The 18,543-nt window shown below is 43.6% G+C and carries 7 protein-coding genes; 6 read left to right on the plus strand and 1 reads right to left on the minus strand.

The annotated features are described in order from the left end of the window. Window positions 1-12: 12 nt before the first annotated feature. The 4 genes from rseP (at window position 13) to glmS (ending at window position 6,616) form a co-directional block, all read left to right on the plus strand. Window positions 13-1,272 (plus strand): RIP metalloprotease RseP, encoded by a 1,260-nt coding sequence (gene rseP / locus QM956_RS07010; RefSeq protein WP_261072449.1) that lies wholly within the window; start codon window positions 13-15, stop codon window positions 1,270-1,272. 12 nt (window positions 1,273-1,284) lie between these two features. After that, complete coding sequence (locus QM956_RS07015; protein WP_414302376.1) at window positions 1,285-3,138, plus strand: proline--tRNA ligase; 1,854 nt, start codon at window positions 1,285-1,287, stop codon at window positions 3,136-3,138. A gap of 98 nt (window positions 3,139-3,236) precedes the next feature. Beyond that, window positions 3,237-4,616, plus strand: a complete 1,380-nt coding sequence (gene bglA, locus QM956_RS07020; protein ID WP_414302377.1) for a 6-phospho-beta-glucosidase — start codon at window positions 3,237-3,239, stop codon at window positions 4,614-4,616. Between the two features lie 191 nt (window positions 4,617-4,807). Continuing rightward, the gene (gene glmS / locus QM956_RS07025; protein WP_414302378.1) at window positions 4,808-6,616 is read left to right on the plus strand and encodes a glutamine--fructose-6-phosphate transaminase (isomerizing); all 1,809 of its coding nucleotides are present in this window, start codon (window positions 4,808-4,810) and stop codon (window positions 6,614-6,616) included. Window positions 6,617-6,839: 223 nt separating this feature from the next. Here glmS and QM956_RS07030 read toward each other — a convergent pair whose 3' ends face one another. Beyond that, window positions 6,840-10,727, minus strand: a complete 3,888-nt coding sequence (locus QM956_RS07030) for a pullulanase (RefSeq protein ID WP_261022478.1) — start codon at window positions 10,725-10,727, stop codon at window positions 6,840-6,842. A gap of 448 nt (window positions 10,728-11,175) precedes the next feature. Here QM956_RS07030 and rpoB point away from each other — a divergent pair, with 448 nt between their 5' ends. Beyond that, the gene (rpoB, locus tag QM956_RS07035) at window positions 11,176-14,784 is read left to right on the plus strand and encodes a DNA-directed RNA polymerase subunit beta (protein ID WP_084864756.1); all 3,609 of its coding nucleotides are present in this window, start codon (window positions 11,176-11,178) and stop codon (window positions 14,782-14,784) included. 32 nt (window positions 14,785-14,816) lie between these two features. Continuing rightward, a complete protein-coding gene (gene rpoC, locus QM956_RS07040; RefSeq protein WP_033685568.1) occupies window positions 14,817-18,494 on the plus strand; it encodes a DNA-directed RNA polymerase subunit beta' in 3,678 nt (1,225 codons plus the stop codon). The last annotated feature ends 49 nt before the right edge of the window (window positions 18,495-18,543 follow it).

The following is an 18,543-nucleotide window of genomic DNA, read 5'->3' on the forward strand; positions in this document are numbered from 1 at the left end:
GGAGGAAATACTATGCTCGGAATTTTAACCTTTATTCTGGTTTTCGGGATTATTGTGGTGGTGCACGAGTTCGGCCACTTCTACTTTGCAAAAAAATCAGGAATTCTAGTGCGTGAATTTGCAATCGGTATGGGACCCAAAATCTTTGCTCATATTGGCAAGGATGGAACAGCCTATACCATTCGAATCTTGCCTCTGGGTGGCTATGTCCGTATGGCTGGTTGGGGTGATGATACGACTGAAATCAAGACAGGGACTCCTGTCAGTTTGACACTTACTGATGACGGTAAGGTTAAACGCATCAATCTTTCCGGTAAAAAATTGGACCAAACGGCTCTTCCTATGCAGGTGACCCAGTTTGACTTTGAAGACAAGCTCTTTATTAAGGGCTTGGTTCTGGAAGAAGAAAAAACATTTGCAGTGGATCACGATGCAACGGTTGTAGAAGCAGATGGAACTGAGGTTCGGATTGCTCCCTTAGATGTTCAATATCAAAATGCAACTATATGGGGAAAACTGATTACTAACTTTGCAGGTCCTATGAACAACTTTATCTTAGGTGTCGTTGTTTTTTGGATTTTAATCTTTATGCAGGGTGGTGTCAGAGATGTAGCTACCAACCAGTTTCATGTCATGCCCCAAGGGGCTTTGGCTAAGGTAGGAGTGCCAGAGACGGCTCAGATTACCAAGATTGGTTCACATGAGATTAGTAACTGGGAAAGCTTGATCCAGGCTGTAGAAGCAGAAACTAAAGATAAGACGGCCCCGACCTTGGATGTGACTATTTCTGAAAAGGGGAGTGACAAACAAGTCACTGTTACTCCAGAAGAAAATCAAGGCCGTTACCTTCTAGGTGTTCAACCGGGAATTAAGTCAGACTTTCTATCCATGTTTGTAGGTGGTTTTACAACCGCAGCTGACTCAGCTCTCCGAATTCTATCGGCTCTGAAAAATCTGATTTTCCAACCGGATTTGAACAAGCTAGGTGGACCCGTTGCCATCTTTAAGGCAAGTAGTGATGCTGCTAAAAATGGAATTGAGAATGTCTTGTACTTCTTGGCAATAATTTCCATCAATATCGGGATTTTCAATCTTATTCCAATTCCAGCTCTGGATGGTGGTAAGATTGTGCTCAATATCCTGGAAGCCATCCGCCGCAAACCATTGAAACAAGAAATTGAAACCTATGTCACCTTGGCCGGAGTGGTCATCATGGTTGTCTTGATGATTGCTGTGACTTGGAATGACATCATGCGACTCTTTTTTAGATAATCGAGGAATATTATGAAACAAAGTAAAATGCCTATCCCAACGCTTCGCGAAATGCCAAGCGATGCTCAAGTTATCAGCCATGCTCTTATGTTGCGAGCTGGCTATGTTCGTCAAGTCTCAGCAGGTGTTTATTCTTATCTACCACTTGCCAACCGTGTGATTGAAAAAGCTAAAAATATCATGCGCCAAGAATTCGACAAGATTGGTGCTGTTGAGATGTTGGCTCCTGCCCTTCTCAGTGCAGAATTGTGGCGCGAATCAGGTCGTTACGAAACTTATGGTGAGGACCTTTACAAACTAAAAAACCGTGAAAAATCAGACTTTATCCTAGGTCCAACTCACGAAGAAACCTTTACAGCTATTGTCCGTGATTCTGTTAAGTCTTACAAGCAATTGCCACTTAATCTTTATCAAATCCAGCCTAAGTATCGTGATGAAAAACGCCCACGTAATGGACTTCTTCGCACACGTGAGTTTATCATGAAGGATGCTTATAGCTTCCACGCTAACTATGATAGCTTGGACAGTGTTTACGATGAGTACAAGGCTGCTTATGAGCGTATTTTCACTCGTAGTGGTTTAGACTTCAAGGCTATCATCGGTGACGGTGGAGCCATGGGTGGTAAGGACAGCCAAGAATTTATGGCCATTACACCTGCTCGTACAGACCTTGACCGCTGGGTTGTCTTGGACAAGTCAGTTGCCTCATTTGATGAAATTCCTACAGAAGTGCAAGAAGAGATTAAGGCAGAATTGCTTAAGTGGATGGTTTCTGGTGAAGATACTATTGCCTACTCAAGTGAGTCTAGTTATGCGGCTAACTTGGAAATGGCAACAAATGAGTACAAACCAAGCAACCGTGTTGTCGCTGAAGAAGAAGTGACTCGTGTTGCAACACCAGATGTTAAATCAATTGATGAAGTTGCAGCCTTCCTCAATGTTCCAGAAGAACAAACAATCAAAACTCTCTTTTACATGGCAGATGGTGAGCTTGTTGCAACCCTTCTAGTTGGAAATGACCAACTCAACGAAGTCAAGTTGAAAAACTACTTGGGAGCAGATTTCTTTGACGTTGCTAGCGAAGAAGAAGTGGCGAATCTTGTTCAAGCAGGATTTGGTTCACTTGGCCCAGTTGGTTTGCCAGAGAATGTTAAAATCATTGCAGATCGTAAGGTGCAAGATGTCCATAATGCAGTTGTGGGTGCTAACGAAGATGGCTATCACTTGACTGGTGTGAACCCAGGTCGTGACTTTACTGCAGAATATGTGGATATCCGTGAAGTTCGTGAGGGTGAAATTTCTCCAGACGGACAAGGTGTCCTTAACTTTGCGCGTGGTATCGAAATTGGTCACATCTTTAAACTCGGTACTCGTTACTCAGCAAGCATGGGAGCAGATGTCTTGGATGAAAATGGCCGTGCTGTACCAATCATTATGGGTTCATATGGTATCGGTGTCAGCCGTCTACTTTCAGCAGTGATGGAGCAACACGCTCGCCTCTTTGTTAACAAAACACCAAAAGGTGAATACCGTTACGCTTGGGGAATCAACTTCCCTAAAGAATTGGCGCCATTTGATGTTCACTTGATCACTGTCAATGTCAAGGATGAAGAAGCGCAAGCCTTGACAGAAAAACTTGAAGCAAGCTTGATGGGAGCAGGTTACGAAGTCTTGACAGACGACCGTAATGAACGTGTCGGAGTCAAATTCAGCGATAGTGACTTGATTGGATTGCCAATCCGTATCACTGTTGGCAAAAAAGCAGCCGATGGCATAGTAGAAGTTAAGATTAAAGCGACTGGTGACACCATCGAAGTTCATGCAGATAACGTGCTTGAAACGCTTGAAATCCTCAGCAAGAAATAAAAACTATAATCAGAAGAAAAACAAGGAAAAAATGTAACTAGTTTTTACCTTGTTTTTTCTGTATAATGGGAAAAATGAGTAGATAAAGAGGTAAATGTATGCTAAGATTTCCAAAGGATTTTGTCTGGGGATCCTCTACTTCTGGACCACAAACAGAAGGACGTGTAGCTGGTGACGGTAAGGGAGATAATCTCTGGGATTATTGGTACCAAGTGGAGCCAAATCGTTACTATAATGGGATTGGTCCAGATAAAACATCAACCTTTTATGAAAACTGGGAAAAGGATATTGAGCTACTGTTAGAAACTGGTCACACGGCCTTTCGGACTTCTATTCAGTGGTCACGGATTTTTCCACAAGGGCGTGGGGAAGTCAATCCTCAAGGTGTAGACTTTTACCGTAAGGTTTTTGAGGCTATTAAGGACAAAGGGATTCGTCTTTTAGTGAATCTTTATCATTTTGATTTGCCTTTTGCCCTTCAAGAGGATGGTGATGGTTGGGAAAATAAGGCGACTGTCTCAGCCTATGAAGACTATGCTCGTTTTTGTTTTGAGACTTATGGAGATTTAGTGGATCAATGGATTACCTTTAACGAGCCCATCGTTCCAGTAGAATTTGGCTATTTTTACGATGCCCATTATCCACATAAGGTGGATGCAGAAGCAGCGGTTAAAGTAGCTTATCACACACAATTAGCTAGCAGTCGGGCGGTTAAGGCTTGTCATGAACTTTTGCCAGATTCCAAGATTGGGATTGTCCTCAACTTGACACCGGCTTATCCACGTAGCCAGCATCCTGCTGATGTCAAGGCTGCTCGTATTGCAGACCTTTTTCAGGCCCAATCTTTCTTAGATCCGTCTGTTTTGGGGACTTATCCACAGGAGTTGGTAGAAATCTTACATGAATACGGTCTCTTGCCTGATTCTACAGAGGAGGAGTTGGAGCTCATTCGTGACAATACGGTGGACTTCCTTGGTGTCAACTACTATCAACCTTTGCGTGTTATGGCGCCTCGATTTGCGAAGCATCCAGAGAGTCCACTCTTACCAGAACATTTTTACGAGCCTTATGTGATGCCTGGACGTAAAATCAATCCTCATCGTGGCTGGGAAATTTATGAGCAAGGGATTTATGACATTGCCCAAAATATCAAGGAAAATTATGGTAATATCGAGTGGATGTTGACAGAGAATGGCATGGGTGTTGAAGGGGAAGAAAAATTCCGTCAAGATGGAATGATTCAAGATGATTACCGTATTGACTTTGTAAAAGGTCATCTTCGTGAACTGTACCGTGCCATTGAAGATGGAGCCAACTGTAAGGGCTACTTGATTTGGACCTTTATTGACTGCTGGTCATGGCTCAACAGTTATAAAAATCGCTATGGTTTGGTCGAATTAGACTTGGAAACGCAAGAACGTCGTCTGAAAAAATCAGGGCACTGGTTCAAGGAATTAAGCGATAATAATGGATTTTAAAAAGGACTCTGACTGATTATCCTAATTGGTCAGAGCTTTTTGCTTACAGAAGCTTAATTTGAACTATACCAATTTTTACTCTTGACAAGTTAAAGAAACAAGTATATACTGATTTTGCTGATTCTATAAAAGAGGAATTAGACTATACCAATTTTAAGGAGAAAGCACAGCTGGTCTGTGTCGTATATACTATGTGTGGAATTGTTGGTGTTGTTGGAAACACAAATGCAACTGATATTTTGATTCAAGGACTTGAAAAGCTCGAATACCGTGGCTATGATTCTGCGGGGATTTTTGTCCTAGGTGGTGCTGAAAACCATCTAGTTAAGGCTGTTGGTCGTATTGCAGAATTGTCTGCTAAAACAGCTGGTGTTGAGGGAACAACTGGTATCGGACATACTCGTTGGGCAACTCATGGGAAACCAACGGAAGACAATGCTCACCCACATCGGTCTGAGACAGAACGTTTTGTTTTGGTGCACAATGGGGTGATTGAGAACTACCTTGAAATCAAGGAAGAATACCTTGCAGGTCACCACTTCAAAGGGCAAACAGATACGGAAATCGCCGTTCACTTGATTGGAAAATTTGCAGAAGAAGATGGCTTGTCAGTTCTTGAAGCCTTCAAAAAAGCTCTTCACATCATCCGTGGTTCTTATGCCTTTGCCTTGGTTGACTCACAAGATCCTGAAGTTATCTACGTAGCTAAGAATAAATCACCACTTTTGATTGGTCTTGGGGAAGGATATAACATGGTCTGCTCAGATGCTATGGCTATGATTCGTGAAACCAACCAATACATGGAAATTCATGACCAAGAGTTGGTAATCGTCAAGGCTGATAGCGTGGAAGTTCAAGACTATGATGGAAATAGTCGTGAGCGAGCTAGTTACACTGCTGAACTTGACTTGTCAGATATCGGTAAGGGAACTTACCCTTACTACATGCTCAAGGAAATCGATGAGCAACCAACGGTTATGCGTAAACTCATCCAAGCCTACACAGATGAGGTTGGTCAAGTAGTAGTAGACCCAGCTATCATCCAGGCTGTTCAAGACGCAGACCGTATCTACATCCTTGCAGCTGGAACATCTTACCACGCAGGATTTGCTTCTAAGAAGATGTTGGAAGAATTGACAGATACACCAGTTGAACTTGGCATCTCATCTGAGTGGGGCTACGGTATGCCACTTCTCAGCAAGAAACCACTCTTCATCTTTATCAGTCAGTCTGGCGAAACAGCGGATAGCCGTCAGGTTTTGGTTAAGGCTAATGAAATGGGAATTCCGAGCTTGACAGTGACAAATGTCCCAGGTTCAACTCTTTCACGTGAAGCCAACCATACCATGCTCCTTCATGCAGGTCCTGAAATTGCCGTGGCATCAACCAAGGCCTATACAGCGCAAATTGCAGCCCTTGCCTTTCTTGCAAAAGCAGTCGGTCAAGCAAATGCCAATGCTAAAGCGCAAGCCTTTGACCTAGTTCATGAGTTGTCAATCGTGGCTCAGTCTATCGAATCAACTCTTTCAGAAAAAGAATTGATTGATAGCAAGATTCGTGAGCTTCTTGAAACAACTCGTAACGCCTTTTACATCGGACGTGGTCAAGATTACTATGTAGCCATGGAAGCCAGTCTCAAGCTCAAAGAGATTTCTTACATCCAGTGTGAAGGCTTTGCGGCAGGAGAACTCAAGCACGGAACTATTGCCTTGATTGAAGAAGGAACGCCTGTCTTGGCCCTCTTGTCAGATCCAGTTCTTTCCAACCACACTCGTGGAAATATCCAAGAGGTGGCAGCCCGTGGTGCCAAAGTCCTCACTATCGCAGAAGAAAATGTTGCTAAAGAGACAGACGACATCGTTCTTACGACCGTCCACCCTTACCTCTCACCAATTTCAATGGTCGTACCAACGCAATTAGTCGCTTACTTTGCAACTCTGCACCGTGGCCTTGATGTGGATAAACCACGTAACCTTGCTAAGTCAGTAACGGTAGAATAAGCTAAAAAAGTCTAGTTATCTAGGCTTTTTCTTGTGAGCAAACTAGGAAGCTAGCCGCAGGCTGTACTTGAGTACGGCAAGGTGAAGCTGACGTGGTTTGAATTTGATTTTAGAAGAGTCTTAATAAAAAATCCTAATCGAGTTTATTATGACGGCAAATATTGTGCAAAAATCAATCCCCCGAGCGTTAAGGCTTGGGGGATTGTTCTATAGGAGGGCTAGTTTAGTTCTCTTTTTTGTTTTTTAACAAGAACCCGAGACCTAGGAGTGCAAGGAGACTAATTCCTGCAAACAGAAGTTTGTGATCATTTTTGGTTCCTGTATTTGGAAGTTCAGCTTGTTTAGCTAGGGGCGCAGGTATATTTTCCTTGCTAGAGTTTTCTACCGATTCGTTTTGAACAGCTTCACTTACAGATGATGGTTGTGCTTCTTGTGCTGGTTGTGAATCAGTTGTAGCTTGCTTGGGTTTATCTTCTGCATCAGCTACTTTGGCATCTGGTTTAGTAGAGTCAGGTTTAGCTTGTGGAGCTGGTTCTTGATGTTCAGATTTGATTACTGGGTTTGAAATATGGCCTTGGCTATTATTTTGCCCTTGTTCTTGTTTTAAGCTAGAAAGATCAAATTCTGGTTTTTCTTCCACAGCTGGGGCAACAATGGCACCGCCTTGAGAGACTCGAAGAACAGTAGCTGTAAGGGCATTTAATTTCAAGCCTTTTTCAGTCCACTCAAGTCCTTTCGGGTTGGCAATTCCGACTGGCCCTGCTTGGTTTTCATCTGCTAAAACTTCAGCATTTCTGAGATGTGCAAAGGCAGTTCCCAAATTAAATTCGCGAGCTTTTTCGTCCGCATTGACAAAGACTGCGTAGATATCCCCATTTGGAGCAGTGATTTGGTAGCCAATTACCACGTCCTCTTTTGCCACACCATTTTGGCCTGGAACAGTGATGAGGTGGACACGGTCTTTGATATCTTGGAGACTCTTAAGTCGGAAGGCATCTGTAGATTGACGAAGGGCAATCAAACCTTTCATATAGTCACGGCTCTTGACATTTTCAGGATATGCTTTTCCATCTGTAGCCTTAGTCCAGTCAAACTTGTTAATAGCATCACTCGAATCGTAAGAGTCATGTATGAAGTAAGGATAGTCAAATGGATTGCCGTCCTTATCACGCAACAAGTGAGATTTGTTTGGAACCTTATCCTCTGCTACTGGAGTCTTGTAGGCTGGGTCACGGAATTGTTTAGTACGTCCATATTCCTGACCGGAGTGGATAAACGGAGTTCCTTGAGCTGTCAAGACCATGAGATTTCCAAGTCGCAAACGACGGTGGATTTCAGCATAGTTCTCAGCTTTGCTTGGATCTTTTTTGATAGATTGGGCGATGATGTCAAAGAGGGTCAAGTTATCATGGGCTGCGATGTATTGGATGACATCTCCAGGGCTGTCAGCTTCAAAGTTGGTTGGTTGAGCAATGAGATTTTTGAAGATGGTGTTGATATCACGCTTGCCACCTGTGATAAAGGCAGGTTGGCCTTCGTTTGGATAACCAGACTTGAGGTTGTTACGGATGTCATCTGAAAAGACAGCGACAGTATCGGTATGTTTCATCCAATCTTGGTCAGCAGCTTTAGTAGGCATGTTTTCATCACCAGCATAGGTTCTCCAACCTTCACCAAGCATGATGAGGTTTGGATTGAGGGCGCGTGCAGCCTTGTACGCTTCTTCGATAGAAGCGGCATCATGGTCTCCCATCATATCGAAACGGAAGCCATCAACTTTGTAGGTATCAACTAGATATTTGATAGAGTCAACTAGGAGCCGTTTGGTCATATGGTGGGTTGTCCCCAAGCGTCCACCACCAAAGCTAGTTCGAGGTGTTCCGTCAGCATCCATAAAGTGGTAGTAGTTTGGCTCTAAATCTTCAAAGATATCGACCTTGGCTGTATGGTTATAAACGACATCTAGGATAGCTCCCATGCCACGTTTGTGGATTTCGTTGATGAGGTTTTTAAATTCTGCGATTCGTTTTTCTGGATTTTTAGGATCGCTTGAATACATACCAGTCAAGGAGAAGTAGTTTTGAGGATCATATCCCCAGTTATAGTTGCTGTTGCTTGAAGCATAGTCAGACAAGCGTTCATGGTTTTTCAATTCATTGACAAAGTAGTAAGACAAGACTGGAAGGAGCTGGATGTGGGTCACACCTAAGTCTTTGAGATAGTCTAGTTTTTCAATAAAGGCTTCAAAGGTACCAAATGGTTTGGTCAAGTCTTTTGCAATGGCAGGATCTGAAGTGAAGTCACGCACATGAGCTTCGTAGATAACGGCATCTTCACGAGTCTTGAAGTTGTGAATCTTACCATAAGTTAAGTCTTGAGGTCCTAGTTTGGCTGGATTTACAAAGGCAGCTTTAGCCACTTTATGGGCATCGTCGATCTTGGCATCATCACTATTCCAAGCAGCGAGGGATTTAGCGTAAGGATCGAGTGCAAGAACAGTTTTACCCTGACGCTCGATCTGGTATTGATAATAGTAGCCAGTGAAATCTGTGATTCCTAATTTGTTTGTGCTATCTAGAGTTTGTTTCCAAGTACCTTTTTCCCCTTTTTCAAGAGCGACAGTTCCAACCACTTTTTCAGGGTTATTCTTGTCGTAGACAACGACAGAAACCTTATCAGCACTTGGTGACCAAAGGGTCAAATCAACTTGTTTTCCTTCTTCTTTGAGGTCGGCTCCAAGTTTACCATCATAGCTGTATGTCTCATCTTTAAGTCGCCAGCTTGTTTTGGTAGTGAATTGGTCGGAATTGTAGCTAACAGTATACGGATGTTTTGTGTCAGAGAAATCTCCGCTGTAGGTCACTTTCTTGCCAGCTTCATCGATTGAAACATCGGTGATAGTTACCTTGTTTCCTAGGTGATTAGTGATGTTGGAGTGTTTGAGGATATCTTCTTTTTTGGCACCGACTAGTGTTGAAAAACTACTTTCAATGCTAGAAGTGCCTACGTGTTGGGCTCCTGTCATACGGATATCATGGACATAGTATGGATTTGTGTAAATCGATTCATCATCGTCTTTTAGGAAGATTTGGCTATGATTTTTTAAATCTGTGAACTTATAATCTTCTTTACGGATTTTCACATCGTCTCCTTGTTTGTTTCTGTCTAGTAATAAAAATCCAAGGTCTTTAGCTGCATCTTTGAGTGGAATATCGATATAGCGACCATATTTGCCTGTAGCCGTAAAGTCTGTTCCGTTGGGCCATTCACCACTACTTGGCTCTTTCACATCTCCCCAGTACCAGAGAGATTTCTTGTCATAGTTGCCATCTGTGCGGTAGTAGTTGACGCGAACAGTTCCTGCAGGTTGTGGCTCGTAAGAGAAAACCTTGTGATCTTGGTCCAACCAAGCCTCATTCATCTTTGGTGCCAGTTTTTCTACCGATTTATCGCCGGTCAGATTTTTCCCAGCTGTATTATTGATGAGGAAGCTAATTTTCTTGGCTTGCTCTCCCTTTAATTTGATATCTAGGTAATAGCCATAGTCATCTTTTTTGGCATCCTTGAAGGACAAGGCTCCGTTTGGCCAATTTTCAGATGGTTTTTCAACATCGTCCCAAGTCCATAGCCCTTGAGCATCCTTGTTTTCTTCAGGAAGTTTTTTGACATGGATACGGAAGTAGTTGTCTTCGATTGGCTCTTCTGCTTTAGTTTCATTTGTTACTGGACTCGTAGAAGTAGTTGGTTCACTTGAACGATCTTGCCCGGTTTGTGGTGCTGAATCGGCTGGGGTTGCAGCAGGAGTGGTTGCCTCTGTTGCAGGTTTTTCTTCTGTTTTCTCTAGGGAAGCGTTTGCATTATTAGGCGAAGAAATATCACTTTCGTTCTTACCAGAGTTAACTACTGTATCAGTAAGAGGTTGTGCAAGGGCAGTAGTAGTTTCATTACTAGTTCCCTTATTGCTTGTAGTATTTTCGTTTGCTGAGATAGTTGGTGTAGCCATGGCAAGCAGGACAAGGCTTGCTCCAATAAGGACAGAACCAGTTCCATTTTTGAGGGAACGGATGCTGTAAACCATTTTTTTCTCAGTGTGAGATGGTGTTCTTTTCATAATCAATCTCCTATAAATGAATTTCTTTATCAGTATAGCACGTAGTAAAACAATATGCAAGCGTTTTCCTAAAATTAAACTAAAAGAAAAATCGCAACAAATTTTGTTATGATTCAGCCAGTCTTCCTTATAGGAAAAGATTTTGTCAAAAATTCGTCAATCTCCTTGAAAAATCTGGCTAAATAGGGTATAATATAAATAATCATTTGTCGTAGGTTTTGTCTGAAATATTGTCCAGACAAGGCTCACAGCAGTTAAATCTTCTGAAAAAGTCAGATTTAGCTGCTCTTTTTGTGCTTTTTTTCAGGATTTTGAGTACTTGTAACAAAGATTTAAAGATTCTGAAAATTCATCAAGAGGACACGGTGATAGGGGTTTTTAAAACCATATGACGATTAGAAAAGCCTGATTGACAAGGCTTGGAACTTATTTACAAAGGAGAATCATCTTGGCAGGACATGACGTTCAATACGGGAAACATCGTACCCGTCGTAGTTTTTCAAGAATCAAAGAAGTTCTTGACTTACCAAATTTGATTGAAATTCAAACTGACTCATTCAAAGATTTCCTAGACCATGGTCTGAAGGAAGTGTTTGAAGATGTATTGCCAATTTCAAACTTCACAGACACAATGGAGTTGGAATTTGTTGGATATGAAATCAAGGAACCAAAATACACGCTAGAAGAGGCTCGTATCCACGATGCTAGCTACTCAGCACCAATTTTTGTAACCTTCCGCTTGATCAATAAAGAAACAGGCGAAATCAAAACTCAAGAAGTTTTCTTTGGTGATTTCCCAATCATGACAGAAATGGGTACTTTCATCATCAATGGTGGTGAACGTATCATCGTATCTCAGTTGGTCCGCTCACCAGGTGTTTACTTTAACGATAAAGTTGATAAAAACGGTAAAGTGGGCTACGGTTCAACTGTCATCCCTAACCGTGGAGCTTGGTTGGAACTTGAAAGTGACTCAAAAGATATCGCCTACACTCGTATCGACCGTACTCGTAAGATTCCATTTACGACATTGGTTCGTGCGCTTGGTTTCTCAGGTGATGATGAAATCTTTGATATCTTTGGTGATAGCGAATTGGTTCGCAACACTGTTGAAAAAGATATCCACAAGAACCCAATGGACTCTCGTACCGACGAAGCTTTGAAAGAAATTTACGAACGCCTTCGTCCAGGTGAGCCTAAGACTGCTGAAAGTTCACGTAGCTTGCTTGTGGCTCGTTTCTTTGACCCACGTCGCTATGACCTAGCAGCAGTTGGTCGTTACAAGATCAATAAAAAACTCAATGTTAAAACACGTTTGCTCAACCAAACCATTGCGGAGCCATTGGTAGATCCTGAAACTGGAGAAATCTTGGTAGAAGCTGGTACAATCATGACTCGTAGCGTGATTGAAAGTATTGAAAGCCATTTGGATGGTGATTTGAACAAGATTGTTTACATTCCAAATGATGCAGCGGTTGTGACTGAGCCAGTTGTTCTTCAAAAATTCAAGGTTGTTGCACCAACTGATCCAGACCGTGTTGTAACGATCATCGGTAATGCTAATCCAGATGACAAGGTTCGTATCGTTACTCCTGCAGATATCCTTGCTGAAATGAGCTATTTCCTCAACTTGGCTGAAGGACTTGGCCGTGTAGACGATATCGACCACCTTGGAAACCGTCGTATCCGTGCCGTTGGTGAACTGCTTGCCAACCAAGTACGCCTTGGACTTTCTCGTATGGAACGTAATGTCCGTGAACGTATGTCTGTTCAAGATAACGAAGTCTTGACACCACAACAAATCATCAATATCCGTCCTGTAACAGCTGCGGTTAAAGAATTCTTTGGTTCATCACAGTTGTCACAGTTCATGGACCAACACAACCCGCTTTCTGAGTTGTCTCACAAACGCCGTTTGTCAGCCTTAGGACCTGGTGGTTTGACACGTGACCGCGCTGGATATGAAGTTCGTGACGTGCACTACACTCACTATGGTCGTATGTGTCCAATCGAGACACCTGAAGGACCTAACATCGGTTTGATCAATAACTTGTCATCTTACGGACACTTGAACAAATATGGTTTTGTTCAAACACCATACCGTAAGGTTGACCGTGAAACAGGTGTTGTTACTAACGAAATCGTTTGGTTGACAGCCGATGAAGAAGATGAATTTACTGTAGCACAGGCTAATTCTCGTCTGAATGAAGATGGAACATTTGCTGAGAAAGTTGTCATGGGACGTCACCAAGGGGTCAACCAAGAGTATCCAGCTAATGTTGTTGACTACATGGACGTATCACCAAAACAGGTAGTTGCTGTTGCGACAGCATGTATTCCTTTCTTGGAAAACGATGACTCCAACCGTGCCCTCATGGGAGCCAACATGCAACGTCAGGCTGTGCCGTTGATTAATCCAAAAGCACCTTACGTTGGTACTGGTATGGAATACCAAGCAGCCCACGATTCAGGAGCTGCTGTGATTGCTCAGTATGACGGTAAAGTTACCTATGCAGATGCTGACAAGGTAGAAGTTCGTCGTGAAGATGGTTCATTGGACGTTTACCACATCCAAAAATTCCGTCGTTCAAATTCAGGTACTGCTTACAACCAACGCACTCTTGTAAAAGTTGGCGATGTCGTTGAAAAAGGCGATTTCATTGCTGACGGACCTTCTATGGAAAATGGAGAAATGGCGCTTGGACAAAACCCAATCGTTGCCTACATGACTTGGGAAGGTTACAACTTCGAGGATGCTGTTATCATGAGCGAACGCTTGGTCAAAGACGATGTCTACACATCTGTCCACCTTGAAGAATACGAATCAGAAACACGCGATACAAAGCTTGGGCCTGAAGAAATTACTCGTGAAATTCCAAACGTTGGTGAAGATGCCCTTAAAGACCTTGACGAAATGGGTATTATCCGTATCGGTGCCGAGGTTAAAGAGGGCGATATCCTTGTAGGTAAAGTAACACCTAAGGGTGAGAAAGACCTTTCAGCTGAAGAACGTCTCTTACACGCTATCTTTGGAGACAAGTCACGTGAAGTACGTGATACTTCTCTTCGTGTACCACACGGTGCCGATGGTGTCGTTCGTGATGTTAAAATCTTTACACGTGCAAATGGAGATGAGCTGCAATCAGGTGTTAATATGCTGGTTCGCGTCTACATCGCTCAAAAACGTAAGATCAAGGTCGGAGATAAGATGGCCGGACGTCACGGAAATAAAGGGGTTGTCTCTCGTATCGTTCCTGTAGAAGACATGCCTTACCTTCCAGATGGAACTCCAGTCGATATCATGTTGAACCCACTTGGGGTGCCATCACGTATGAATATCGGTCAGGTTATGGAGCTCCACCTTGGTATGGCGGCTCGTACTCTTGGAATCCACATCGCAACACCAGTCTTTGACGGAGCAAGTTCTGAAGACCTTTGGTCAACTGTTAAAGAAGCTGGCATGGATAGCGATGCCAAAACAATCCTTTACGATGGACGTACGGGGGAACCATTTGATAACCGTGTTTCTGTCGGAGTCATGTACATGATCAAACTCCACCACATGGTTGATGATAAATTGCACGCGCGTTCAGTCGGACCTTACTCAACCGTTACTCAACAACCACTTGGAGGTAAAGCTCAGTTTGGTGGACAACGTTTCGGTGAGATGGAGGTTTGGGCTCTTGAAGCCTACGGTGCGTCAAATGTTCTTCAAGAAATCTTGACTTACAAGTCTGACGATATCAACGGACGTTTGAAAGCTTATGAAGCCATTACAAAAGGAAAACCAATTCCAAAACCAGGTGTTCCAGAATCCTTCCGAGTTCTTGTCAAAGAATTGCAATCTCTTGGTCTTGACATGCGTGTCCTTGACGAAGATGACCAAGAAGTGGAACTTCGCGACTTGGATGAAGGAATGGACGAAGATGTCATCCACGTAGATGACCTTGAAAAAGCCCGCGAAAAAGCAGCACAAGAGGCTAAAGCAGCTTTTGAAGCTGAAGAAGCTGAGAAAGCAACAAAAGCGGAAGCAACAGAAGAAGCTGCTGAAGAATAAGCAGTTCACTTAGAATAGAAAGGGAAGAAATAGTGGTTGATGTAAATCGTTTTAAAAGTATGCAAATCACCCTAGCTTCTCCAAGCAAAGTCCGTTCATGGTCTTATGGAGAAGTCAAAAAACCTGAAACAATCAATTACCGTACCTTAAAACCAGAACGTGAAGGTCTCTTTGATGAAGTGATCTTTGGACCTACAAAAGACTGGGAATGTGCTTGTGGTAAGTACAAACGCATTCGTTATAGAGGGATTGTTTGTGACCGCTGTGGGGTTGAAGTAACGCGTACGAAAGTTCGTCGTGAGCGTATGGGGCACATTGAGTTGAAAGCTCCTGTATCTCACATCTGGTACTTCAAGGGGATTCCAAGCCGTATGGGCTTGACCCTTGATATGAGCCCTCGTGCCCTCGAGGAAGTTATCTACTTTGCGGCTTATGTGGTGATTGATCCTAAGGATACACCGCTTGAGCACAAGTCTATCATGACAGAGCGCGAATACCGCGAGCGCTTGCGTGAATATGGTTATGGATCATTCGTTGCCAAGATGGGTGCCGAAGCTATCCAAGACCTTTTGAAACAAGTAGATCTTGAAAAAGAAATTGCTGAACTCAAAGAAGAGTTGAAAACAGCTACTGGACAAAAACGTGTCAAAGCTATCCGTCGTTTGGATGTTTTGGATGCCTTTTACAAGTCTGGAAACAAACCTGAATGGATGATTCTTAACATCCTTCCAGTTATTCCACCAGATCTTCGTCCAATGTTGCAGTTGGATGGTGGCCGTTTTGCCTCATCTGACTTGAACGACCTTTACCGCCGTGTTATCAACCGTAACAACCGTTTGGCTCGTTTGCTTGAGTTGAATGCACCAGGTATTATCGTTCAAAATGAGAAGCGTATGCTTCAAGAAGCGGTTGACGCTTTGATTGACAATGGTCGTCGTGGTCGTCCAATCACAGGACCAGGTAGCCGTCCTCTTAAATCATTGAGCCACATGCTTAAAGGTAAACAAGGACGCTTCCGTCAAAACTTGCTTGGTAAACGTGTTGACTTCTCAGGACGTTCCGTTATCGCCGTTGGTCCAACTCTTAAGATGTACCAATGTGGTGTGCCACGTGAAATGGCAATCGAGCTCTTTAAACCATTCGTGATGCGTGAAATTGTTGCCCGTGATATCGTACAAAACGTCAAAGCGGCTAAACGCTTGGTGGAACGCGGAGACGAACGCATCTGGGATATCCTTGAAGAAGTGATCAAAGAACACCCAGTGCTTTTGAACCGCGCACCGACCCTTCACCGTTTAGGTATCCAAGCCTTCGAGCCAGTCTTAATTGATGGTAAGGCCCTTCGCTTGCACCCGCTTGTCTGTGAAGCCTACAATGCCGACTTTGACGGGGACCAAATGGCCATCCACGTACCGCTTTCAGAAGAAGCCCAAGCAGAAGCTCGTATCTTGATGCTAGCTGCTGAGCACATCTTGAACCCGAAAGATGGTAAACCAGTTGTTACTCCATCTCAGGACATGGTTTTGGGTAACTACTACTTGACAATGGAAGAAGCTGGTCGTGAAGGTGAAGGAATGGTCTTCAAAGACCGTGACGAAGCGGTTATGGCTTACCGTAATGGTTATGTTCACCTCCACTCACGTGTTGGTATCGCAACAGACAGCCTCAACAAACCATGGACAGAAGAGCAAAAACACAAGGTCTTGCTTACAACAGTTGGTAAAATCCTCTTCAACGACATTATGCCAGAGGGTCTACCATACTTGCAAGAACCAAACAATGCCAACTTGACAGAAGGCGTTCCAGCTAAATACTTCTTGCCACTTGGTGGAGATATCAAGGAAGCTATCAGCAATCTTGAACTTAACCCTCCATTCAAGAAGAAAAACCTTGGAAATATCATCGCTGAAATCTTCAAACGTTTCCGTACGACAGAAACTTCTGCCCTACTTGACCGTATGAAGAACCTCGGTTACCACCACTCAACTCTTGCAGGATTGACAGTGGGTATTGCCGATATCCCAGTCGTTGATGACAAGGCTGAAATCATTGAAGAATCACACAAACGTGTAGAACAAATCACAAAACAATTCCGTCGTGGTATGATCACAGACGACGAGCGATACAATGCCGTTACAGCTGAATGGCGTGCTGCCCGTGAAAAACTTGAGAAACGTTTGATTGCCAACCAAGATCCTAAGAATCCAATCGTTATGATGATGGATTCTGGAGCCCGTGGTAACATCTCAAACTTCTCACAGCTTGCCGGTATGCGTGGTCTGATGGCGGCTCCGAACGGACGTATCATGGAATTGCCAATCCTTTCAAACTTCCGCGAAGGTTTGTCAGTACTCGAAATGTTCTTCTCCACTCACGGTGCTCGTAAAGGTATGACCGATACGGCCCTTAAGACAGCCGACTCAGGTTACTTGACTCGTCGTTTGGTTGACGTTGCCCAAGACGTTATCATCCGTGAGGACGATTGTGGAACTGACCGTGGTCTCTTGATCCGCTCTATCGCAGAAGGAAAAGAGATGATTGAGTCTCTAGAAGAACGTCTCAACGGTCGTTACACTAAGAAAACTGTTAAACATCCAGAAACTGGTGCAGTGATTATCGGTCCAAATGAGTTGATTACAGAAGACAAGGCGCGTGAAATTGTCAATGCTGGTGTGGAAGAAGTGACTATCCGTTCCGTGTTTACATGTAACACTCGTCACGGTGTCTGCCGTCACTGTTACGGTATCAACTTGGCGACTGGTGATGCGGTTGAAGTTGGTGAAGCAGTTGGTACAATCGCTGCCCAATCTATCGGGGAACCTGGTACACAGCTTACAATGCGTACCTTCCACACGGGTGGGGTTGCCTCAAATACCGATATCACTCAGGGTCTTCCTCGTGTCCAAGAAATCTTTGAAGCCCGCAACCCTAAAGGGGAAGCGGTTATTACAGAGGTTAAAGGACAAGTTACCGCTATCGAAGAAGATGCATCAACTCGTACCAAGAAAGTCTTTGTTAAGGGCGAAACTGGTGAAGGTGAGTACGTCGTTCCATTTACAGCTCGTATGCGTGTCGAAGTTGGAGACCAAGTAGCGCGTGGTGCTGCTCTTACAGAAGGTTCTATCCAACCAAAACGTCTCCTTGCAGTTCGTGATGTCTTGTCAGTTGAAACTTACCTTCTTGGTGAAGTACAAAAAGTTTACCGTAGCCAAGGGGTAGAAATCGGTGACAAACACATCGAGGTAATGGTTCGTCAAATGATCCGTAAAGTCCGTGTCATGGATCCAGGTGACACAGATCTTCTCATGGGTACCCTTATGGATATCAATGACTTTACAGATGCTAACAAAGATGTCCTTATCGCAGGTGGAGTTCCAGCGACAGGTCGCCCAGTTCTTATGGGAATTACCAAAGCCTCACTTGAAACAAATAGTTTCTTGTCAGCGGCTTCCTTCCAGGAAACAACTCGTGTCCTTACTGATGCGGCTATCCGTGGTAAGAAAGACCATCTCCTTGGACTTAAGGAAAATGTTATCATCGGTAAGATCATCCCAGCTGGTACTGGTATGGCCCGTTACCGTAACCTTGAACCACATGCTATCAACGAAGAAGAATACCTTAATCCTCCAGTAGAGGAAGAAGGGGATGAAGAAATAACAGAAGTAGTTGTGGATACTGCCGTTGAAACTGTGGAAGAAACAGTAGAATAAAAGAGAATGAGAGAGCCTTCGGGTTCTCTTTCTCTTTTCTGAAAACTTT

Origin of the sequence: Streptococcus mitis (assembly GCF_047460035.1) — a bacterium.
In the GTDB taxonomy this organism is placed as follows: domain Bacteria; phylum Bacillota; class Bacilli; order Lactobacillales; family Streptococcaceae; genus Streptococcus; species Streptococcus mitis_DW.